Source organism: Candidatus Anaeroferrophillus wilburensis (assembly GCA_016934315.1).
Classification (GTDB): Bacteria; Desulfobacterota; Anaeroferrophillalia; order Anaeroferrophillales; family Anaeroferrophillaceae; genus Anaeroferrophillus; species Anaeroferrophillus wilburensis.
Genome location: JAFGSY010000010.1, coordinates 1 through 23,043, shown reverse-complemented (window position 1 = coordinate 23,043; position 23,043 = coordinate 1). Strand labels below are relative to the sequence as shown.

Sequence of the window (23,043 nt, the reverse complement as noted above, 5' to 3'; positions counted from 1 at the left end):
GGAGAAAGCGAATCTTTACATGCTTGTATTCCATCTGGCTGGTGGGGATCTCGGAACACAGCCTTGAATGAGCGGGAAGCTGAATTCTGGCAGCATTATTGATGCCAGGGCACACTCAACGGAAAAAATTATCCAGGGAAACATCCACCGGCGGGGGGAAGGCCCGGTCGCGGTAGCAGGTCCAGGAGATCTTGCGCCATAACCAGGGAAACTTTTATTCCATAGTCCCGCTCAAACCGCCGGACAACCTTCGTCGGTGACGTGGGTCTATTGTCCATTCGGCTGAGAAAACCGGTAAGATCTTCAATCACCGCCCACGGATAAATAAGCCAGCGCCATTTGATAATCCGCCGAGCGGCAAAATCAGGCTGAAGGTGGGAAACGGTTTTATGATGCAATACCGCCGTCCGGTTCTCTCTTGGGTTATGCATCGCGAGATGCTTGCTGGCCAAGGCCAACGTTTCACCAGTATCGTTGACATCATCGACAATAAGGACCTTCATGCCGGCAATCGCGACTTTCAGGGGATACCTGATGCTAGCCCACCGGCGCCGCTGGGCACCCATAGTATAGTGTTCAATTTTAATGGTGGTCAGCTGCGATATCTGAAGATAATCGGCAACCAGTCGGGCCGGTACATAGCCGCCTCGACCAATGGCCACAATAAGATCAGGATGATACCGGGAGGCGAGTATCTTGAATGCCAGCTCGCGGGCCAGATGCTGAACGGCACACCAGGTTAACAGTTCACAGCAAAAAGAGGGTGGAGACACCATGACGCTCCGGGAAATCCTTTCACAGCCAATGACTGTGACTCATGAGGCGGAAAACAGGGGCACAAAACTTTGGCTGTTGACATCCACCAAGCCCCGATCGGTCAATTTAAGCGACGGTATAACCTCAAGTCCGAGAAAACTCATAGTCATGAACGGATCAGGCAGTGGTGAACCAAGAGTGTGGACCGCTGCAGTCAACAAACCAACCTGAAAACAGACATCCTCGAGTGAGGCCGAGGCCATCAGACCGGCTATGGGTAACGGCAGATGGGCAAGAATATGGTCACCGAGAGCAACAGCCTGACCGCCACCACTGGCGGCCGCTGTCCTGGCAGCGGTCTTCATGGAACGATTATCAATCCCGACCACCATGAGATTATGATGATCGTGGGCAACCGTGCTGGCCAGCGCCCCCCGTTGCAACCCTAGACCGTGAACAAAGCCCCGACCGACCCGGCCCGAAGCCCGATGCCGCTCGATAACCATCATTTTAGCCACGTCTCTCTCGGGGTCGGCCACCACCTGACCACCAGCGGTTGCTGGAGCCAGCATCAAGGTTTCCGTAGACAGCTGCCCGGGCACGACACCAATAACCCGCATCTGCGGCCCTTGCCGGGGGATTCGCCAATCAACCCTGGACCAGTTAACATGGACCGTATCCTGCATCTGCCATGCAGCATCCTGCTGGGCACAATCACCGGCGACAGCCGACAGGCATTCGCCATCACGAGCCCGCAGCACACCATCCTGAAACACCAACTCCGTTTTCAACCGCTGCAGATCACTGAAAACGATCAGGTCAGCCCGCCTCCCGGGGGTTACCGCCCCCCGGTCAGATAAACGGAAGTGCACCGCCGGATTTATGGTCGCCAGGCGAATAGCCGTCAACGGCGGCACCCCATAACTGACCGCCAACCGCACCAGATGATCGATGGACCCTTCACCCTGCAGATCAATAGGCTGGCGGTCATCGGTGCAAAAAGAAAACCAGCGCTCATTATCAGGGGTAATCATCGGAGCCAGCGCCTCAAGATTATGGGCCACACTTCCTTCGCGAATGAACAGGCTTATCCCTGCACGCAGTTTTTCCTGCGCCTCTGCAACGGTTGAGCACTCATGATCAGAGGTAATACCAGCCACCACATAGGCATTCAGATCCCGTCCCTGTAATCCGGGACAATGACCGTCAATAATCTGGCTGCGAAAACGATCCAGCTCGGCGAGCACCCGTCCATCGCCAGCCAGCAGGCCATGAACATCCATCACCTCACCCAACCCAATCACCTGCGGTTCCGCCTGCAGCCGCGCGATTGCCGCCAATGACAACTCCGCCCCGGACGTTGCCAGATTGGTTGCCGGGACGCAGGAGGGAATAGTGACATAGGTCGTTAAAGGACTCCGCTTGCCATCGGCAAGCATGAAATAGATCCCCTCGAGACCACAAACATTGGCAATTTCATGGGGATTGCTCACCACGGTCGTCACCCCATGGGGGACCACCGCCCGAGCAAACTCACAGGGGCGCAACAGGGAACTTTCCACATGCACGTGGGCATCAATAAATCCGGGACAAACATATCGATTCTGGAGATCAAGAACCTTACGGCCGCCATAACCGAAACCAATGCCGGCAATTGTCGTGCCGGCAATGGCAATCTCCGTGGGGAAAATTTCGCCTGAGATCACATCAACAAGTCTCAGGTTGGTTAAAAGCAGGTCAACTTGTTCACTGCCGCGGGCCAGTGAAATCAGACGGGCGGCATCCATAGGTTCTGTCGACAACACCATCTTGCGCCCCCATATTGAATCATTGCATCCTCAAGGGCTGCCAGATTCAGCTTCAGGAGCACTCCCGCCAAGCATTCAGAAACACCCAGTTTCTTCATCCAAGCATCTCCTGCCCAGCCTGCTGAACTACTAGTCCACAAGGTGATGCTTGCCCACCATGAGAACGCTGCTTGCCTGGGGACCATGGTCGCCCATCTCTTCACTGAACCTGACTTCGGCGCCAATTTCCACATCCTTGAAATCCATCTGCAGCACGCTGTGGGCGTGAAAATAGACCTCCCGGCCATCGGAGGTTTCAATGAAACCGTAGTGCTGGTCCGGATAGAGCCGGACGACCCGACCATGGGGCGGAAGCTCATGGATTTTTATCTCCCCTTTGCGACGCTCCACATAGGCTGCCAGCTGCCTCTCCATGGCGGCAAAGGCATCACGCACCACCACATAGATATCCTGGTAGGCCTGGTGCAAGTCCGGCTCCCGGTTGACAACCAGTTCCGCACCGGGCAATGTCAGATTAATCCGCACATGGTAGAGCTTGCCCTTCTGATGATGTTGATGGGGCATCTCCACCACAACCCGACAGCTCATAATATCGCTGTACCGCTGATCTAACTTAGCCGCCTTTTCCCGGATATCATCCTCCACTGACGGTGATGGGTCCAGGTTGCGATAACTAATTTGCAAGGGAACTTGCATATTCATCCCTCCTCAACTTGTTTGGCAACAAAAACCTGCACCCCTTCAAGACCGGCAAACAGCGTTCAGACTTTCAGCTCCCGCTCTTTTGCCTGCTCACTCTGGATTATTCTCACCAGGGCACCCATCTCATCAGCCAGCAGCTCCAGGATATCATCAACGGCGATAATCCCCACCAAGGATCCGTCGTCGCTCACCACCGGCAGCCGGCGGATACCGCCGCCCACCATGCGCTGCATGGTATCCCACAGACTGTCATGCTCGACGGCGCTGATCAACTCACCGCTCATGAGGTCGCTGACCGTCAGGAGGGAGATATCAATCTGCTCCGCAATGAGTGAAACCACCATGTCACGATCGGTGACAATCCCAATGGGCTCTACCTTGCTTCCCTGCTGATCGACAACCACCAGACCACCCACATGGTGATGGCGCATAAGCCTTGCTGCTTCAACGATGGTCGCCGTTGGCTCAACAATAACCACATCACGATTGCAGAATTTTCCTACCGACATCCAGGACCTCCTTTCTCCCGCAACATAATCAGCTTTTTAAAAACATTATTCAGACTGCTGCACTTCGATGGCAAAAACAGCGTACCCCTTCAAGATCAACAACACTTACTCCAGTAATAGTGCGTATGGCAAAGCTGTCAATGCGGAAAATTTCGGATTCTGTGACGCGATTTGGACACCCGGAGAAACAACCTGGATGGCTATTCACGAGATGCCTTGGGGCCGGCAAGAAAAAGGCTCTAATCTAAGTTTAACAACCAAATCGCAGTAGTCAAATGGGTAACAACACTTTAGGAAGGGGCATCCCAGCTGGATAGGGAGAAAGTAAACAAAGAAAGCCGCGTTACCGCGGCTTTCTGATGATCTCGAAAGATAAGGACGACACACCAGGCTAGAGCTGTTCCTCAGCATCAATGACGGTTGTGTGGTAGTCGATGAAACTGCAATCATCATTGAGAATATAGTCAAGCGTCCCCTTGGCCCGCGACAACGCCTTAGCAATATACAAGCGGGCAACAACTTTTTTGCGCTCCGAATGAAGGCCAGTAATGCACAGCAGGTAACCGATGATAACATCGGAGGTCATGGCCACCAGGCGGGCTGCATGAAATTCCTGAAAGGTCACATCGCCACGCTCTTTAACATGGGAGATTGCCCGCTCCAGCAGCATACGCAGCTGCTGGGCAGATAGGAAAAGATCGCCCAGCGGAGCAAAATCATAGTCCTCCTCATATTCATTGAGGCGCTCGGAGACCACCCCACCAACAACACCACCCATGGCAGCCACCACCTGCAGCTGCGTGGTCCCTTCGTAAATATTGGTAATCCGGGCATCCCGATAGTGGCGTTCCACGTCAAATTCGCTCGTATAGCCAACCCCGCCATGAACCTGAATAGCATCATAACAAACCTTGTTGGCCATTTCGGCAGCATAGCTTTTGGCCAGGGGGGTGAACAGGGAGGCAAACCGAGTATAGCGTTTCAGGTCATCCCTGAGATCAGCAGACCGTTCAGGATGTTTCTCAATCCGATCTTCGATCCCCTCCTTGATATCAACTATGCGTGAGGTTTCATACACCAATGAACGGGCCGCCTCAATCGCCACCTTCATATCGGTGAGCATCTCATAGACTGCGGTAAAATCACGTACCGGTTTTTTGAACTGCACCCGATCATTGGCATAGGCATAGGCTTCACGATACGCAGCTTCAGCAATCCCCAACGACTGGGCAGCCACCGCCAGACGGGCGCCATTCATCAGGTAGATGGTATATTTTATCAACCCCAATTTGCGCTGCCCCAACAGTTCCGCCCGGGCGTTGTTAAACTGCAGCTCACAGGTTGGCGAACCTTTAATCCCCAGCTTATGTTCGATCCGACGGATTTTCATATCCTGATCACGCTCATAAATGAACAGGGACAGACCACGGCCGCTGCTGCTGCCATCCTCAGAACGGGCCATCACCAGTGAAACCTTGCCGCAGCCATTGGTAATGAAACGTTTCACCCCGTTGAGCCGCCAGATGCCATCCTCATCCTGGTGAGCCCGCAGCATGGCCGACTGCAGATCGGAGCCGGAATCAGGCTCGGTCAACGCCATGGAACCCACCACTTCGCCGGTGGCAAACCGGGGAAGATAGCGCTGTTTCTGATCCTCAGAACCAAACTTGGCAATCGTATCACTCAGTCCCTGCAAACCGAAAACCAGCATCAGCGAAGCATCCGCCCGGGAAACCATCTCAATAGCCGCTGAAAAAATAGTCATGGGCATATTAATGCCGCCATAGGTGCGCGGCATGGTGAAGCCAGCCATGTCAGCCTGATTCATCCGTTCCATCGTTTCCCTGATTCCCCTGGGATAGGTCACCTCACCATCGGCAAAGTGAGCCCCCTCCTCGTCCACTTCCCGGGCTCTCGGAGCGGCAAACTCGCCGGCAATCTCACCAACAATCGCCAACACCCGATCATAGTTGTCGCGGGCGTCAGCAGTATCCTGGGGAGCATAGGGGAACAAATCTTTTTCGGCAAACCCGTCTTCCCGCAGATCAATCACCCGGGCCAGGTCCATATGTTTCATATGAAAAAGAATATCTGCATTATCACGATAAAAATTCGCCATTATCGGACTCCTAAACGTTGGTTTTATAGGCTTTGACCATTCTGGTCAGCACATCTTTGACATCACCAACAATTGCGTAATGGGCAATGGAAAAAATCGGTGCCTGGGGATCACTATTGATGGCAATAATCCGTTTGGCCTCTGACATCCCGGCACGATGCTGAATCTGCCCTGAAACGCCACAAGCAATATAAAGGTTGGGACGGACGGTCATCCCCGTCTGGCCCACTTGGTGATCCTTGTCCAACACCCCTGCATCGACAACAGGTCGGGAACAGCCGACCTCACCGCCCAGAAGACGAGCCAGCTCCTTGACTTTGTCGAGTGCATCAGGGTCGCTCGCCCCCATCCCGGCAGAAACAATGATCTGCGCTGCTTTCAGATTGACTTTTTTCTCCTCCCGCACCACGTCAAGCACCTCAGTCAAAAAATCATCGTCGGCAACCAGGCATGGCGTCATAACCACCTCGGCAGTTTTGCCGACTTCCGGGGCAGTCATTTTCATCACCCCTTCGCGAACGGTTGCCATGCTGGGCACGCTTTCGGGTGAAACGATGGTTGCGACAATATTGCCGCCAAAGGCAGGACGGATCTGGAGCAGAGTATCCTGATAAACAACATCCTTGATCTGGTGTTCGCCAATCTGCAAATCGGTGCAATCAGCAGTTAAACCACATTTCAATGCCGAAGCCACCCGGGGAGCAACATCCCGGCCCATGGTGGTTGCCCCGAAAAGGACAATTCGCGGCTGGTGGCTTTTAATCGTCTGCACAACCGTCTTGGCATACGGAACGGAAGTGAAACGAGCCAATCGACTATCATCAGTATAAAAAACCCGCTGACAACCATACTGGCCAAGACTTTCCAGCACTGTTTTCAGATTGCAACCCAAAGCAACAGCCTCAACCTCACAGCCCAGTTTGGCCGCCAATCGCCTGGCAGCACAAATAAGCTCCAAACTGACATCGGCAACACAGCCATCCCTAGCTTCAATGAACACCATGACATTTTTTCCCGTACCCATTCCCCACTCCTATCCGATGATATTCTCTTCAATCAGTTCATGCATCAAGTCACCGATGCCAGCATCGGTATTGGCAACCAGTTTGCTTTCACAAGCGGTCAACACCACGCTCTGAATTTTTTTCACCTTGGTCGGTGATCCGGAGAAACCGCACTGCTCGGGATCTGCGCCGATCGCTTCCAGATTCCACTCCTTGATATGGCTAACCATTGGGCAGGCTCCGGGCACCAGATAAGCCTCATCATAGGAAACGGCACAAGCCTCATTGCCGATATTTTTATAGGCCATCACCCGCTTGGCACCGGCTGAGCGAGGTTCATTAGCCACACCCGTAACGGTAAGCAGTACAGGGAATCGGCTTTTAACGATCTCGCTGCCATCCTCAACCAGTCGCCTGACTGCAATCTCCTGGGCGTCAATCGCCACCACGGCACCCACACAGGTCAACTGATTAATGGCAAGTTTTTCAGCAATCTGGGGTCCTACCTGGGCGGTATCACCGTCAATCGCCTGCCGGCCGCAGAGAATAAGATCGTATTCCCCCACCTGCTCAATGGCACATTTGAGCGCGTATGATGTCGCCAGGGTATCAGCCCCGGCAAAACGCCGATCAGAGACCAGAATGACATCGTCGGCACCACGATAGAGACACTCTTTCAACACCTCGGCAGCATTGGGCGGCCCCATGGATATGCAGGTAACCGTACCTCCCATTGCCTCCTTGATTTTCAAAGCTTCTTCCAGAGCATTGAGATCTTCCGGATTAAAAATTGCCGGTAGCGCCGCCCGGTTGACCGTACCATCCTCTTTCATTGCATCTCCGGACACATTATGAGTATCCGGCACCTGCTTAACCGTTACGATTATCCGTAACCCCATGGATACTTCCTCCACCTCTTTGATGTAAAAAAATATTTTTCTGAATCATACAACAACAGCGGCGAAAGTCCTGAAGACGACTCTCTGCTGCAAACCATTCACCCATCTCATTAAGACAAGCCCATCTGCATAGCAAAAATAAGCTATAAAGACAAGAAGTTATATTGTGCTCAAAAAAGCCAGGAAGATAACGGGTGTCGGCAACACCCTCATCATACAACCTGAAAAAAACCTTTCATCAAGGCCATCAACTCACTGCCCAGCAGCAGGAAATTAATGACAATGGCAGCATAAGGCACCCACAGAGGAATGACCATGATATCCGAGCGGGTAATATGATGTTTTTTGATACGAATCAGAGCCCCGTTAACTAAGGTAAAGGTGATGAGAATAAAAAAACTGGTCAGCTTGGCCAGGGTCAACACCGGCAGCCAGAGGGCCAAAAGCACTACCATTGCCACCACCAAAGCAGTCGACTGGACCGGGGTGCGGGTAACCGGGTTCACCCTGGAAAACAGGGCCGGCAGCCAGTGTTGCCGACTCATACCATAGAGCATGCGGGCAACCATGATCATCTGTACCAGGGCGCCATTGATCACTGCCGCCATGCCGATCAGGCTGAGGATCGTGGCCGGCCGACCAGTAGCGGCACTGTAAACAGCAGCCAGCGGGGCTCGACTCCGGGCCAGTTCAGCCGGATCAACCGCCAGCACGGTCACCATTGCCACTCCACAATAGAGAATCGTCGATAAGAGCAGGACAGCAATGATCGCCATGGGCATCACTACCCGGGGATTTTTGACCTCTTCGGCAATATTGACCATATCTTCAAAGCCAATAAAGGCATAAAAGGCAATGAACCCCCCCGAGAAGATGGCCGGCCAGGCAGAGAAGCCCCGCGGAACCAACTCCCAGAAGGAAGTTCCCTGCTGCTGGATCAGGCCGCTGCCGACCACGATAATGACTAGCAGCCCCCCCAGTTCCACCAGGGTAAAGAGGGATGCGATGGCCACCGATGTACCGATTCCCCAAACGGCAATCAGGAACAGGATCACCCCAATCAGGACAATAATCTGATACTCGGTCAGCCCGGAAAAAACCGCACAATAGCCATAAAATCCCCTGATCAAGGTAGCCGACGATACCAAACCGCTGCAAATGATCAAAAAACCGATAAAAATCGCCAGGCTGTCACTGCCATAGCCTTCTTTAACATAAACAGCTTCACCAGCACTGACAGGAAAACAGGAGGACAACTCGGCATAGCTGAAAGCGGTACCAAGAACAGCAAACAGGGCGATCAAGAAGGAAAATGGTGTCTGGTAGCCGACGATGCCGGCAATTTCACCGATGAGAACGTAGATCCCCGCTCCGACGATATTCCCCAAACCATAAAAAATCAGGAAAGGAAGGGTGATCACCCGTTGCAGGGATGGGTTTGCTTCCGGCTGGCTGTTCATCCTACCATCACCCCCACATTCTTCCAGCAACCGACAGGAGAAGCCGGAAACGTCTACCACTTCCAGAAACGGGCGAAATAAAAGGCAGTTTCATCAGCGGCGGGCAATCCGCCGGCCAGCCTCAACCTTGGCGGAAGGGTGGATAATGACCTGCTGACCCTCTGCCAGGCCGGCAAGGATCTGGACCTGCAGTCCGCCGTGCCGGCCAACCTCCACCAGCTGTTGGCGAGCCCGGCCCCGCTCGACAACAAACACCGCCCAGCGGCCTGCCTCCCGGAAGAGGGAGCTGCTCGGCACCTGCAGCACATCATCGTCATGCCACAGGATAAAGCGGGCATCCAGACGATAGCCGTCACCCAGACGCTCCCACTCCTCTGCAGACGAGGTAAAATCAACAATAACCAGCACCCGCTGTTCCTCCACCCCGAGGGCTGATATCTTGGTAAAACCACGGGGTTCCACCCTTTTAACCACGCCATGCAACGGGTCTTCCCCTCCCCAGTGCTCAAAAATCACTGGGGTTCCAGCAGCTACCCGTACTGCATCAGCTGACAAAAGATCTACCTCCACTTCCAGGGAACGGGGATCGCCCACTTCCAGCAGTGCTTCTCCAGCTCCAACGACGCCGGCACTTTCATGGTAGACCGCCAGGACCCTGCCAGCTGCCGGCGCCTTGATTACCACTTGCTCACGTGGTTCGGGAACCATTTCCGCAGCCGAGATCTGCAGCACCGCCAGCGCCGCCTCCAGTTCATAGCCGGCAACTTGGACCATAAACTCAGCTGACCGCAGCGCTGCCTCGCTAGTTCTGGCCCGGCTTTCTGCCTCATCCAGCGATTCCCGCGCCGCACTGTCGGTAGCCACCAGCTGCTGCAGCCGCGCTTCCTTCACTTGGGCCAGTTCCATCGCTGCCCGGGCCGCAACAACCTGCTCACGGGTAGCCTGTAATGCTGCCCGGGCAGCGGCAACCTTTGCTTCGGCTTGGGCACGACTGCGACGATCAAGCATCTCCTCCGTGAGCGGCAGCAGCTCAGCCACCCTTTCACCGACACCAATCTTATCCCCCACATCCCAGGTGAGCCGGCGGACAAAACCGGCAATCGGAGCTGACAGCAGATAGCGATCAACGACCCTCGCCTTGCCCTCCTCGGCAATCGTAACCGTCAGGGGACCCCGCTCAACCGCAGCTGTTTCCACCATCACCGGTCGTGGCCAGAAACCATAGACAATACCTAGCACCACCAACCCGATACCAATGGTTATGAACACATATTTTCGCCACTGCACAGCCATGTTACTCCCTTGTTTTGAGAACGGCGATCAAATCCAGATGATCCAGACGCCGACGGACCAGCAATCCTGAAATGCCGGCGGCCAGCAAAACCATGACGGCTGAAAAGGCATAGGTAGAACCATCAATCACCAGGGGAATCCTATACAAATCGGTCTGCAGATATGAAATGATGTAGAAGCATAAACCATACCCTGCCAGAAAGCCAAGGGGAATCGCCGCCAGAGTCAGGATCGCCAGCTCCCCCAGGAGTATGGCGGAAATTTCCCGCCGGCTGAAACCCAGAACCCGTAGGCTGGCCAGCTCCCGTCCCCGCTCGGCCAGGGAAATCCGGGCACTGTTGTAGACCACGCCGAAAGCGATAATACCGGCAAACATGGTCACAAAAAAGGTGAAAATCAGCACCTGTTCAGCCATGGTTTCATAGAAGCTTTCCACCGCATGCCGTTGAACCACCGTCCCTGCTACCCGGGGCATGGTGTTCAACGCCGCATAGACTGCCGGTAACCGGTCCTCATCAACCCGCAGATAGACCCCGGAGACCAGCTCTCCCTCCGCCATAAAGCGGTTCAAAGCAGCCAGCTCCATATATGCTGAAACCCCCACATATTCCTTCACCAGCCCGGCGACGGTCAACTCCCGCACCGGACGACGCCCCTCCAAGGCTTCCACCGTCAGCCGGTCGCCCTCCTTGACCTGGAGGATGCTGCCCAGCTGGTCGGTAAGCATGATGCCGGCCGGCGACGGCTGGAACGGCTGCAGGTCGCGGTCAAGCAAGCGATGCAGTTCATTCTCCGGCCGAACCCCCATCACTGCGGTACGGTACTGGCGGTGCCGGCTGCGCAAACGCACCGGCACGGTGCGATAGACTTCCCCCCAAATGACGCCGGGATAACGCTGCAGTTCATAGAGGGACCGGCTGGCCGTCGGTTCAACAAAGGCAACCGTCAGATCTTCCCGGTGGGCCAGACCGAAATGAACATCAACCAGATATTCGATGGAATTCTGAAAAATGCTGCCGACCATGAGGATAGCCCCGGCCATGGCAATCCCGATAATGGTAAGTCCGCTTCTCAGGGGCTGGCGTTCGAGATGGCGGATAACCATCCTGGCCGGCTGGGAGAAAAAACGCTGCAGCCCCAGACGTTCAAGCCAGCTTGGCCGATAGACTGCCGGCGGTGCCGGGCGCATGGCAACCGCCGGCGGCAATCGGACAGCGCCACTCACTGACCAGACGGTCCCCAGGGCCGCAGCCAGTACCGTCACCGCCGCCACCGCGGCCACAACACCTGGACTCACCGTATAGGAGAGGAAGGGAAAGCGGTAATACTCCATATAGAGTTCGCTCAAATGCCGCCCGAGCCACACACCGACGGCAACACCGCAGGCAACCCCCACCAGGACGATCATCATCACCAGTCTGAAATAGTGCAGCCCAATAACCCCGTTCTGATAGCCGAACGCTTTCAGAATGGCAATCTGCTGTCGTTCGGTGTGAACCAGCCGGGAAATCACCACATGGAGCAGGAAAGCCGCCACCCCGAGGAAAATAGTCGGATAGATGGTGGCCATCTGTTCCAGCTGGCGAAATTCCTCGCTGAGATAGCGGTGCGACAACTGCTCAGCGCGCCCGTACGCCCCCTGGCCACCGTAGGGTTCCAGCAACTGATCCAGCCGGTCAACCACACTGCCAATGACCGCCCCCGACCCCAGGGTGGCCACCACATTATTGAACGCCCCCTCCATATCATAGGCATTTTCCAAGGCTTTCCGTCCGAGCCAAAGAATGCCGAAACGTTTGTAATCGGGCAGCAAAGAACCGGGTTTCGCCTCGTAGACAAATTCGGGCGACAGGGCAATGCCGACAATCTCCAGGTTTTGCTGCCGACCGTTGATAATCACCGTCAGGGTATCCCCCGGAGAAAAGCGGTGGGCGCGAGCAAACGACTCACTGATCACCACCTCATCATCCCGATCAGGCTCCACCAGCCGGCCATGCCGCACCGTCAGCCGGTTAAGCCAGACATCACGCTGTTCGGGAATGGCAATCAGCTGGCCGGTAACCGGTTCATCACAACCGGCAATTCTCAGGCTGGCAGCCGCCACCACCCGCGTTTCAACTATACCCATGCCGGGAATTGCTGCCAAACGACGGCGCAGGGACTCCGGCGCCCTTTTGAGCTCGGCAAACACCTCGGCAAAACGATTTTGCTGATAATAGAGCGATCGGGTTTGGCGAAGCGAGTAGAGGGTGGAAAGGGACATGATAGCGATGGCCACCCCGCTGGCAACCACCAGGGTAATGGCAACCACCTGGCCGCGAAGATGCCAGAAGTCACGCCATCGTTTGCGATCCAGAGAGTTCATGAACACCTTGCCTTGATCACCAGTTCAATTCTTTGGGACTTTTCTTGCGCTCCGGATAGTTGACCCCGACAATAATACCATCCGCCAAACGGATTACCCGGTCAGCCATCTCCGCAATAACGGCATTGTGGGTGATCAGCACCGTGGTGGTGCCCAATTCCTGATTGATACGGGCCAGCGCTTCCAGCACCACAATACCGGTGGTGGAATCAAGGGCCCCGGTGGGCTCATCGCAAAGGAGCACAGAAGGATTTTTGGCGATCGCCCGGGCGATGGCCACCCGCTGCTGTTCGCCGCCGGAAAGCTGGGCCGGGAAATGATCCAGTCGGTCCCCAAGACCGACCAGCTCCAGTGCTGCCGCCGGCGCCATCGGCGCCGGCGAGATTTCGGTAACCACCGCAATATTCTCCCGGGCGGTGAGGCTGGGGATCAGGTTGTAAAACTGGAAGACAAAACCGATATGATGGCGTCGGAAATCGGTCAGCTCCCGGTCGGACGCACCAATCAACTCCTGGCCCTGATAGCGCAAGGTACCGCTGCTGGGAACATCCAAGCCACCGATGATGTTTAACAAAGTGGATTTACCGCTGCCGGAAGGCCCCAGCAACACCACCAGTTCACCGGCATAGAGAGTCAGATCAACCCCGCGCAGGGCATGAACCTGGACTTCGCCCATCTGGTAGACTTTTGTCAGCCCGGCGGCGGCAAACACCACCTCATGTGCATATCTACCGTGGACAGCAGCTGACAGTCCGGCCTGATCAGACATCCCCTTCTCCCGGCAAAAGGCTGAAAGGATAATACTAAAAGAGGCTAACAGCAATTCACCTCTACAGAAAAGATACGGTGCCAGAGGGTATTTGTCAAACGCCAATTCCCACAACGGCAGAAAGCTTTGGGCCATTTCCCGCAAGTAAAACGGGCAGGAAATCCCCTGCCCGTCAATCATATCTCTTGTTTTTTTCTGCTGCCAACTTACAACCCTGATCGGGCAATACAAGCTGCATGAAGCTGTGAGAAACTACAACGCACAGATCTTTGCTCACTCTTGTACCACCAGCCGGTGACTGAAAAGGCCTGGCAGGAAATGGCAGATGGATGATCCGACATCAGAATTTGTAACGGATTTTTGCCACCAACCCATGTGCCTTATAACTGCCACGAAACTCACCACTGTACCGTAAGGACAGTGAACAACCACCGTTGCGAACCAGAGAGACAGCCCCACCAATCATAGCACTGTCCTTTTGCAGATCCTGACCTTCAATGGTAAATTCACTGGCCGGCGCACCGGCAAAAGCAGCGCTGATCATCTGATCATCAAGATCAAAATCATGCAGCCATGAGAGGGAAAGTTCAGGAATCCATTGTCCTTCCGGCCGCTCGATGACCCGGGCAACCCTGACCCCCAACTCTGAAGAAAGGGAGTCGGCAGACCGATCACCAATGGTCAAGTTTAAGCTGTCAGCGCCGGTTTCAGAAAAACCATCTTCATTCAGAACGGCATACTGCAAGGAGACAAAAGGACTTAAAGCCCATCCATCAAGCCGGTGCACATAGCCCCCTTCAACAAAAGCTCCATAGAGATCACCATCGTGATGGCTCCGGGCAATGCGCAGCAGCGGGCCGACAACCGCAAGCCGACTGTTTTTATAATGCTGTCTGCCATAGGACAAGGCCGCATCGAGGTAGGTGCTGCCTTGGACATAACTACCATACAGGGAACCGAAGGTACTGTTGATATCGCTGTCTCCCAGGCTGCCGTCAAGATCTACATCGGTACGGGAATACCCCAGGCTTACGCCAACCGTAAGCTGATCCGTCAACAGATAATCAAAACCTCCCAAGATGCCGGCCACCCGGTAATCAAAACCGTGAAAACCATTGCTGCCATCCTCATCTCCCCAGCGTCCGAATCCGTCAAGCCACAGTCCGTACTGCGGGTTTTCCGGCTCCAAGCCTCTGTTTAACAGTTGGCCGATGCCCGCGTCCGAACCGTTATAGGCCAGCAGCAGTGGTTCATTATCAGTTTGGGCACGAAGGCCGTTGTTGGTCATCCGCAGGCCGCCAAGCCGCTTTTCCAAGGCACGGAGATATTCCTGAGCAACAGTTTCGGTCACGCTGGTGGCATTGCCGTAGGCGGCTGGACTGATGGACAGGAAGGCTTCGGCAAAGTCATCAGCCGACAGCAGCTGAAACTCAGCAAGAATGGTTGACCAATCACCGTCGGCTGACAGCAGGGTATCATCAAAACACTTGCCCAGGGACAGCTCCATCGGATTTTCGGCCACCGTTGTAAAGCTAGGGGCATGGGTCTCCAACTGCACGGCCTCAGGCAATTCATTGACCTGAAAGCTGAGCAGCGGTTTGGCTTCAGGCAGGTCATAGGTACCAAAACTCCCGGTCATGGAGCCGGGATCATCCACTCTGATAAGCTCGTAAGAGGTTCCATCAAAATAGGGGCCTTGCCCCCTGATCACCGACAAGGTTCCAGCAAGCGAAACGGCACCATCAACCAGCAGTTGGTCATGGACACCGGAACCGGAAATATTGGCCTCTACAACCCCCGTATCCGCTTGCACCAGGTTACCAGAAAACACCGTGGTTTGAAAAGTTTCCTTACCTCCCGGAGATAACACCCCGGCATTTAACAATTGATTGCCGGCACCAATCGTAATCATTGGCCCGGCTTCAAAACGGCCGCCGGCTCGATTGTTGAACGCATTAGAGCCCAGACCCAAATCAACCGAACCGATAATCGTGCCACCATTGCTGACGGTATCGTTGCAATCTCCGGCAATAATTGCACTCCCGCTCAAAGCTAGAAGCGTCCCTTCGTTGGTAAGCAGGTTATCATTGCCGTCAATAATCCGTATTCCGGCAGCAGAACCTCCACCTCCCTGCACGGTGCCGCTGCTGATCTGTACGGTAATCATCCCGCCGCCCTGATCCCCGCGGCTCTGGGCAACAAGAGCATCGGAACCATCACCTATAACCGTAATATCACCGGCAAGGGTTATGGTAACGGCACCACCAACATCATTGCCACCGGCACTCTGGGCGACAATACCGTGGGAATGAGCACCACTGGTGCTAATGGTTCCCTCATGGGTGACCTTGACCACGCCCCCTGAGCCATCACCGCCGACACTGCCGGCAAAACCGATGCCCAGGCCCGTATCACCGGCGATTCCACCGCCACCGCCCACACTCTGGGCAACAATGCCGTTGGCACCCTCACCTTTGGTGACAATATCACCGCGGCTGACAACCTCAACCCGACCACCGTCACCGCCACCACCACCGGATTGGGCAAATGAATAGCCAATCCCAAGATCAAACAACCCCCGATCAACATTGCCAGCCATCCCACCGCCACCCCCCACACTCTGGGCAAAGATGCCGTAGGCGGCCGCGCCAGCGGTTTCGATCCGGCCATCATGGCTAACCGCCACCTCACCACCATTGCCGGCAGCCCCGGCGGCGCCACCTATACCGATATTGCCCACCAGACCCTGGGCACCACTGCCGCCAACCCCACCACCACCGCCGATGCTCTGGACAAAAATGCCACAGGAACCATCACCGAAGGTTGCAACATCACTTTCATTGCTAATACTGACCTTTTTGCCATTGCCGCTGCTGCCGCCAGAACCACCGACCACGATCTGCATATCCTCCAGGCCTTTTAGCGGCGTCAGTTCAAGAAAAGGTTCAAGCCAAGTGGGGACAAAAGGAATACCATGGGCAGCATCGCCCCCTGCCCCACCACCGCCGCCGATGCTCTGGACAAAAATACCATGGGCGTCGGCACCTCGGGTAATAATGACATTCTGGTTGGTAATCGTCACCAGCCCGCCGTCACTGGCGCCACCACCGGCACCGCCGACCGCCAGATTCCAGGTGCTGAACAAATCGGAGCAAAAGTCATTGAAATCTTCTTTTTCAAACGTCGGGATCCAGTCTTCAGGGTTGACATCCAGGGTCAGTGCCCGCGAACAGCCGCCGGTACCACCGCCGCCGCCGATGCTCTGGGCAAAAATACCATGGGAACCATCGGCGGAGGTATCAATGACACCGCTGTTTTCGACGTCCACCGAACCGCCATCATTGCCGTCTCCGCCGCCGCCGCCAATCGCCATGCTGACATTAACCGGCTGTTTGGCTTCATCATCACCGGTTTTTTTCTCAAAACTAATCGTCCCGGCCAGGCTGTAGCCACCGTTGCCACCACCACCGCCGAGGCTCTGGGCCTGAATACCATGGGAGGCAATACCCCGTGTAGTAATCATGTTGCTGTTGACCACTTCCACCGTACCGGCAGTATTGCCATCACCACCGCTGCCACCCACCGAAACGGCAACATTATGATTAGCGCCGCTCTTGGTTGAAACACCAAAGTCTAGAGCAACACTCGTCCCCCCATTGCCACCGCCGCCACCAATGCTCTGGGCCTGAATGCCATGGGAAAAATCTTCAATCGTATCGATGATTCCGCTGTTGTTCACCACCACCGCACCGGCGTAACCACCATCGCCGCCGAAGCCGCCGACCGCCACCGAAAGATTTTTCGCCTCCGGGCCGGCAAAGGAACCGGCAAAACTGAAGCCGCCGTCGCCACCACCGCCACCAACGCTCTGAGCATAGATGCCGGCTGATTGCTCACCACTAATCATAATATCGCCGCTGTTGGCGACGGTCACCGATCCGCTGTTGCTGCCGGGTCCACCAAAACCGCCAATAGCAACCGCCAATTGTTTGCTGCTGGTACCGGCACTGAGAGAACCGGTGGCACTGAAACCGCCATTACCACCGCCGCCACCGACGCTCTGAGCATAGATGCCATGGGCTTTGCTGCCGGCGGTCTGCACCAGTCCTTGATTGTCAAGTTCAACGCTGCCACCGGTACCGCCAGGACCGCCAAAGCCACCAACGGCAACCGACAGATTGACCTGCTTATCTTCCTTGCCAATGGCGACGCTGACGCTGTCGCCGCCGTCACCACCGCCGCCGCCGACGCTCTGAGCCAGAATACCGTAGGCACCGGCACCGAGAGTAGAAACAGGACCACTATTATCGACATCTACCAGGTTGCCATCACCGCCCTCACCACCAAAACCACCGACACTCAGGGCAACACTGGCACCATCGCCAAAGGCACCGGTAATGGCACCGGAAAAACCGCCGGCGCCACCACCCCCGCCGACGCTCTGGGCCACTAGGCCGTGAGATCCATCGCTGCGGGTCGTAATCATGCCGCGCTGGTCAACAATCACCTCACCGGCGTCACCACCCTGGTCGCCAAAACCGCCCAGACTGGCACTGAGGCCGCCACTGTCAGCAGCAAAACTGCCGGCAATACTGAAACCACCGGAACCACCGCCACCACCCACACTCTGGGCAAAAAGTCCGTAAGAATCGACACCATCGGTATAAATATCGCCGGTGCTGCTGACATCGACCAATTCGCCGCTACCACCCGCACCGCCACCGCCACCAAGGCTGAAGGTGACCGCCGGGCCTTTACTGATTGCCCCGGCAATACTGAAACCACCGTCACCACCGCCGCCGCCCACACTCTGCGCCAGAATGCCATAGGCGTGGTCGCCAAACGTCGCAATATCACCCTGCAGGTCGGCGGTAACAATACCGGCACCACCGCCGCCGGCGCCACTGCCGCCAATACTGGCACCAATGCCGACACTGCCCGCCGAAGCTCCGCCGGCAACACTGAATCCTCCGGAACCACCGCCACCACCCACACTCTGAACAACGACCCCGTGAGCATCGGTGCCTACGGTAGTAATAGTATTCATACTGTAAAGTTCAACATTACTGCCAAAACCACCGCCATTGCCACTGCCACCCAGGCTGAAAGCGGCCGTCGGGCCGGACAGACTCAAGGCCCCGGCAATGCTGAAACCCCCGTCACCGCCGCCGCCGCCCACGCTCTGCGCCAGAATGCCATAGGCATGATCACCAAACGTCGCAATATCACCGTGGATAGCCTCCTGCTGGCCGGCAGCAGGATCACCGCCAACAAATACGGCACCCCCATCACCACCGCCGCCTCCGGAGCCACCCAGGCTCGCAGCAATCCCTCCTTCGAGGCTCAGAGCAACCGCAATACTGAAACCACCGGAACCACCGCCACCGCCCACACTCTGGGCGACAATCCCATGGGCGTCATCGCCTTCAGTGATAACAGCACTTTCACTATAGAGGTTCACCTCGTGGCCGCTGCCGCCACCGGCACCGCTGCCACCCATACTGAAGGCACCGGAAAACTTGCCGGCCCCAAGGCCGATGCTGAAACCGCCATCACCACCGCCGCCGCCCACACTCTGCGCCAGCATCCCATAGCTATGATCACCAAAGGTTACCATGGTTTCACCAAGGCTGCTGAGACTGACTTGGCCACCTTCGCCACCGCCGCCACCGGAACCGCCAAAGCTCAACCCGGCACCCACACCACCCACAGCGCCGGCACCACTGAAACCACCCGAACCGCCACCACCACCCACACTCTGCACTACCATGGCATGGGCATCCGTCCCCCGGGTCGTAATACTGCTGCCACTGGTGAGCAGCACCATACTGCCGTCACCACCACCGCTGCCGCTGCCGCCAAAACCAAGACTTACCGCACCACCGCCGGCAGCCCCAGCAATGCTGAAACCACCATCACCACCGCCGCCACCGACGCTCTGCGCCAAGATGCCGTAGGCATGGTTGCCTGAAGTATCGATCATCCCGCTGCTGTCAACCGTCACCTCGCCAGCATCACCACCGGCCTCTCCCTGACCGCCCATGGCCAAAGAGCCGGCAAAACCGCCGGTTGCCAGGGCAACACTAAAACCACCGGAACCGCCGCCACCGCCCACACTCTGGGCAAAAATACCGTGGGCATCCGATCCTTCGGTAACAATCAAACTCTCACTGTCGATGACCACCGCGTTGCCGGCACCCCCCAGACCGCCATTGCCGCCCAGAGCAACGCTCAGCGACAAACCGCTACCCTGGGACATGCTGATGGCATAACCGCCATTGCCGCCACCGCCGCCCACACTCTGGGCAAAAATACCATGGGAACGCTCCCCGGCTGTCTCAATGGAACCGCTGCTGGTCACCGCCACCAGTTCACCGGCATCACCCCCTTCGGCCCCATTGCCGCCAATAGCAACGCTGACCGACCCGCCGCTGCTGTAGGAACCACCGCCGTTACCACCGCCGCCACCAACACTTTGAGCAAATATACCGCTGGAATCCTCCAGCAATGTCTTAAGCTGGCCACTGTTATCAACGACAACATTATCGGCGTCACCGCCACCGCCACCGTCACCGCCAATGGACACCAGACCTGAGCTGGAACCGCCGTCACCACCGCCGCCGCCGATGCTTTCAGCAAAAATGGCAATCGACTGCGCGCCCTCGGTTGCAATGGTTCCGGTGTTGACAACCGTGACCCGGCCACCGTCACTGGTGCCGCTGCCGGCCCCGCCAATAGCCACCAGGCCGCCGGAATCACCGCCGTCGCCGCCGCCGCCGCCGATGCTCTGGGCATAGATGCCCCGTGAGTTTTCACCAAAGGTCAAAATCTGGCCATCATTACCAACATCCACATCACCACCATGCCCGCCGGCCGCCCCGGTGCCGCCAACCCCAACAATTGCGCCGGCACCGCCGCCGCTGCCACCGCCGCCGCCCACACTCTGGGCATAGACCGCGTGGGCTCGGGCTCCATGGGTACTAACAATACCGTCAGCGGTGTTGACGACCGTGACCATTCCACCGCTGCCGGCACTGGCGCCATCGCCACCGGAGGAATAGAAGATGCTGCCGCCGCTACCGCCCTGGCCACCGAAACCACCAACACTCTGGCCGTAGAGACCAAACGCATCATTGCCAAATGTTTCTATGATACCGCCGCTGAAAAGGCTCACAGTACCGCCGTCGGTTGCCTGTCCTCCGGGGGCCGGCTGACCGGCTAGCCAACCACCGCTGCCGCCCATGCCGGCATTGCCGCCGATACTTTTTGCCCAGATCCCATGGGCCTTTTCCCCTTCAGTCGTAATATCCCAGTTCCCATCGACATCCACTGTCCCACCCATGCCCCCAAAACCGCCATGGCTGCCATCGGTAACAAAGCCGCCGTCACCACCATTGCCGCCAAAACCGCCCTGACTGACCGCCATGATGCCGGAAGCGTAGTTGCCTAGGGTAGAAATCGTGCCGCTGCCAAAAACTTCCACCAGACCACCGTCACCGCCGGTGCCGCCCCGCCGGCCGTCATAGTAGGTACCGCCATTGCCACCCCGGCCGCCATTGCCGCCCCGGCTGATTGCGAGCACCCCGTAGCCGGCATCCTCGGGCTTGTCCAAACTGGTCTCATAGGTGGTCGAGATCATCCCTTCAACGATTACTGAAACATTGCCGCCATCTGAACCGTCACCCCCCGCCGTCGGTCTGCGTGAGCCAAAGCTCCAGAAACCGCCGCCGTTTCTGCCGCCGCCACCTGAGTTGCCCCTGCTTTCGGCAAAGATGCCATGGGAAGCGGCACCACTGGTGGCGATGCTTCCCTGATTGATCACGGAAACACTGTTGCCGGCCCCACCAGCCTCGCTGGCAATGCCGATCAAGCCTCCCACGTAGCTATAAAGGTCGGGCAGCACCAGCTGCTCATCGTGCGGCCTTGAGCTTTCGCCATAGTCATCAAAGTAGGCATGGGTTACTGTTTCGAGACCGCTCTCGGTCCTGGTCACCGTGGCAAACAGTTCCGCGTTGATATCCTCACGCTTCAGATCCCCACCCCGATAGCCATCAAGGGCGTAACTCACCGAAACAGTCCGAGACTCACCCAACGCCAGATCATCAAATGCTGTCCCGGGATTAAAAGCACAACTGCCATCCACAGCCAAAGTAAAGGTCCCTGCTTCATCGCCGTAGCCGACAAACAGGTTATCAGCATCCAGTTCCAGGATGCGCCCCTGCACCTGATTCCAGTCACCCGCTTCCGATCCATCCGGATTTTTGACTGACACTACCTGGAAAACAATCCCGGCATCGGAAAAGTTTTCCAGCGAACTGATCACCGAACCACCGTAGCCGGTGGTGTTGCTGTAGGCCGCTATCCCATGGGCATGGCTGCCACTGGTGGTGATCTCGCTGAAGCTCAGCACTCCGACCACCCCGCCGGACACCTCCGGTGTTCCGGGAATAGGAATATTCAATAACGGATCGTTGGGCGCCGGTGGCGGGCTGCCCTTGCTCTCGGCAACAATGCCGGACGCCTGATCGGTGACCGTGGTGATGACCACAGAAGACTGGGATTCACCGCTGTTGATGGTGATATTACCGCCCGCGTTGTTTTTGAAAGCAATACCGTTTACCCCATGGCCACCAGGTTGGATGAGATTGGGATCAAGATCCAAGACGTTCAGCGTCGTCAGACTGTTATCGTGAATCTCAATGCCATTTAGCTGCTCACCGGTGCAGGTCATGGTATTACCATCCTGAATCCATGGACCGGCAGCCATTGCCGACGGCAGGCAGCATGCAATGGCTGCCAAAAAAAACAGCTCTCTGAAGCAAAAAACCCTGAAGGCAAAAACAATTTTTTTCGCCATAAACGGCCTATGCCATGAAAACGGAAGACCACTATTGGACCTTGTTTTTTTAGGGTTTTCAGAGATTCTCTTGCTGGCCATGGGGTTCTCCTTTTCACCTCTTGATGGCTGCCTGAACTTCATCCCGGGAGCTCCAAATCAACATGAAACTCCTGATTTTTCTATCAACAAAAAAACCGGGCTACCTCATTCAAGGCAACCCGGCTGTTTCAGCTGAAACCCGTGGCTTTCCGTCCCTATCTCACGATAGGTTTGGCTTTATGCTGTTCCAACAACATCAAAACCGAAAAAGCACCTACAATCAAGAGCTTCTCTTTCATTGTCTACTATAGCCGACTTACTTGCAAAGTCAATGCTGTGGGCATAAAAAAATAAAATATACAATGCAATTAAAGAGTGGGACCTTTTCCCATTGCAGGTTTATCAACAAACACAAAGGGGCCAGCCTCTTAAGGCTGACCCCTTGAACATACTGGTCGGGGCGAGAGGATTTGAACCTCCG

13 protein-coding genes and 1 riboswitch are annotated in these 23,043 nt (G+C 56.1%); of the genes, 1 reads left to right on the top strand and 12 read right to left on the bottom strand.

Annotated elements, in window-relative coordinates; all coding sequences use genetic code 11:
• Positions 1–128: 128 nt before the first annotated feature.
• From JXO50_01775 to JXO50_01720, 12 genes are all read right to left on the bottom strand, one after another.
• On the bottom strand, positions 129–776 hold the full coding sequence (locus tag JXO50_01775) for a phosphoribosyltransferase (GenBank protein MBN2331812.1): 648 nt from the start codon (positions 774–776) through the stop codon (positions 129–131).
• A 39-nt stretch (positions 777–815) separates the two neighbouring features.
• Positions 816–2,543 carry an adenine deaminase gene (gene ade, locus JXO50_01770; protein MBN2331811.1) on the bottom strand — a complete coding sequence of 576 codons (1,728 nt, stop codon included), beginning with the start codon at positions 2,541–2,543 and terminating at the stop codon, positions 816–818.
• Positions 2,544–2,693: 150 nt separating this feature from the next.
• The gene (locus JXO50_01765) at positions 2,694–3,260 is read right to left on the bottom strand and encodes an HPF/RaiA family ribosome-associated protein (protein MBN2331810.1); all 567 of its coding nucleotides are present in this window, start codon (positions 3,258–3,260) and stop codon (positions 2,694–2,696) included.
• Positions 3,261–3,325: 65 nt separating this feature from the next.
• On the bottom strand, positions 3,326–3,775 hold the full coding sequence (locus JXO50_01760; GenBank protein ID MBN2331809.1) for a CBS domain-containing protein: 450 nt from the start codon (positions 3,773–3,775) through the stop codon (positions 3,326–3,328).
• A 391-nt stretch (positions 3,776–4,166) separates the two neighbouring features.
• Positions 4,167–5,894 (bottom strand): acyl-CoA dehydrogenase family protein, encoded by a 1,728-nt coding sequence (locus JXO50_01755; GenBank protein MBN2331808.1) that lies wholly within the window; start codon positions 5,892–5,894, stop codon positions 4,167–4,169.
• Between the two features lie 10 nt (positions 5,895–5,904).
• Complete coding sequence (locus tag JXO50_01750; protein MBN2331807.1) at positions 5,905–6,918, bottom strand: electron transfer flavoprotein subunit alpha/FixB family protein; 1,014 nt, start codon at positions 6,916–6,918, stop codon at positions 5,905–5,907.
• A 9-nt stretch (positions 6,919–6,927) separates the two neighbouring features.
• Positions 6,928–7,797 (bottom strand): electron transfer flavoprotein subunit beta/FixA family protein, encoded by an 870-nt coding sequence (locus JXO50_01745; GenBank protein ID MBN2331806.1) that lies wholly within the window; start codon positions 7,795–7,797, stop codon positions 6,928–6,930.
• Between the two features lie 212 nt (positions 7,798–8,009).
• Positions 8,010–9,257, bottom strand: a complete 1,248-nt coding sequence (locus tag JXO50_01740) for an amino acid permease (protein ID MBN2331805.1) — start codon at positions 9,255–9,257, stop codon at positions 8,010–8,012.
• Between the two features lie 93 nt (positions 9,258–9,350).
• On the bottom strand, positions 9,351–10,550 hold the full coding sequence (locus tag JXO50_01735) for an HlyD family efflux transporter periplasmic adaptor subunit (protein MBN2331804.1): 1,200 nt from the start codon (positions 10,548–10,550) through the stop codon (positions 9,351–9,353).
• 1 nt (position 10,551) lies between these two features.
• Positions 10,552–12,915, bottom strand: coding sequence for an FtsX-like permease family protein (locus JXO50_01730; GenBank protein ID MBN2331803.1), 2,364 nt, complete (start codon positions 12,913–12,915; stop codon positions 10,552–10,554).
• A 16-nt stretch (positions 12,916–12,931) separates the two neighbouring features.
• Positions 12,932–13,684 (bottom strand): ABC transporter ATP-binding protein, encoded by a 753-nt coding sequence (locus tag JXO50_01725; protein ID MBN2331802.1) that lies wholly within the window; start codon positions 13,682–13,684, stop codon positions 12,932–12,934.
• A gap of 340 nt (positions 13,685–14,024) precedes the next feature.
• On the bottom strand, positions 14,025–22,484 hold the full coding sequence (locus JXO50_01720; protein ID MBN2331801.1) for an autotransporter outer membrane beta-barrel domain-containing protein: 8,460 nt from the start codon (positions 22,482–22,484) through the stop codon (positions 14,025–14,027).
• Here JXO50_01720 and JXO50_01715 point away from each other — a divergent pair.
• On the top strand, positions 22,474–22,758 hold the full coding sequence (locus JXO50_01715) for a hypothetical protein (GenBank protein ID MBN2331800.1): 285 nt from the start codon (positions 22,474–22,476) through the stop codon (positions 22,756–22,758). The genes JXO50_01720 and JXO50_01715 overlap by 11 nt on opposite strands.
• Positions 22,733–22,808, bottom strand: a riboswitch (cyclic di-GMP riboswitch). It overlaps the preceding gene by 26 nt.
• Positions 22,809–23,043 lie beyond the last annotated feature (235 nt).

What these genes read in the sequence shown, in the direction of transcription:
- JXO50_01775 (MBN2331812.1), bottom strand. Translation starts at nt 776, where the DNA reads ATGGTGTCTCCACCCTCTTTTTGCTGTGAACTGTTAACCTGGTGTGCC.
- ade (MBN2331811.1), bottom strand. Translation starts at nt 2,543, where the DNA reads ATGGATGCCGCCCGTCTGATTTCACTGGCCCGCGGCAGTGAACAAGTT.
- JXO50_01765 (MBN2331810.1), bottom strand. Translation starts at nt 3,260, where the DNA reads ATGCAAGTTCCCTTGCAAATTAGTTATCGCAACCTGGACCCATCACCG.
- JXO50_01760 (MBN2331809.1), bottom strand. Translation starts at nt 3,775, where the DNA reads ATGTCGGTAGGAAAATTCTGCAATCGTGATGTGGTTATTGTTGAGCCA.
- JXO50_01755 (MBN2331808.1), bottom strand. Translation starts at nt 5,894, where the DNA reads ATGGCGAATTTTTATCGTGATAATGCAGATATTCTTTTTCATATGAAA.
- JXO50_01750 (MBN2331807.1), bottom strand. Translation starts at nt 6,918, where the DNA reads ATGGGTACGGGAAAAAATGTCATGGTGTTCATTGAAGCTAGGGATGGC.
- JXO50_01745 (MBN2331806.1), bottom strand. Translation starts at nt 7,797, where the DNA reads ATGGGGTTACGGATAATCGTAACGGTTAAGCAGGTGCCGGATACTCAT.
- JXO50_01740 (MBN2331805.1), bottom strand. Translation starts at nt 9,257, where the DNA reads ATGAACAGCCAGCCGGAAGCAAACCCATCCCTGCAACGGGTGATCACC.
- JXO50_01735 (MBN2331804.1), bottom strand. Translation starts at nt 10,550, where the DNA reads ATGGCTGTGCAGTGGCGAAAATATGTGTTCATAACCATTGGTATCGGG.
- JXO50_01730 (MBN2331803.1), bottom strand. Translation starts at nt 12,915, where the DNA reads ATGAACTCTCTGGATCGCAAACGATGGCGTGACTTCTGGCATCTTCGC.
- JXO50_01725 (MBN2331802.1), bottom strand. Translation starts at nt 13,684, where the DNA reads ATGTCTGATCAGGCCGGACTGTCAGCTGCTGTCCACGGTAGATATGCA.
- JXO50_01715 (MBN2331800.1), top strand. Translation starts at nt 22,474, where the DNA reads ATGGCTGCCAAAAAAAACAGCTCTCTGAAGCAAAAAACCCTGAAGGCA.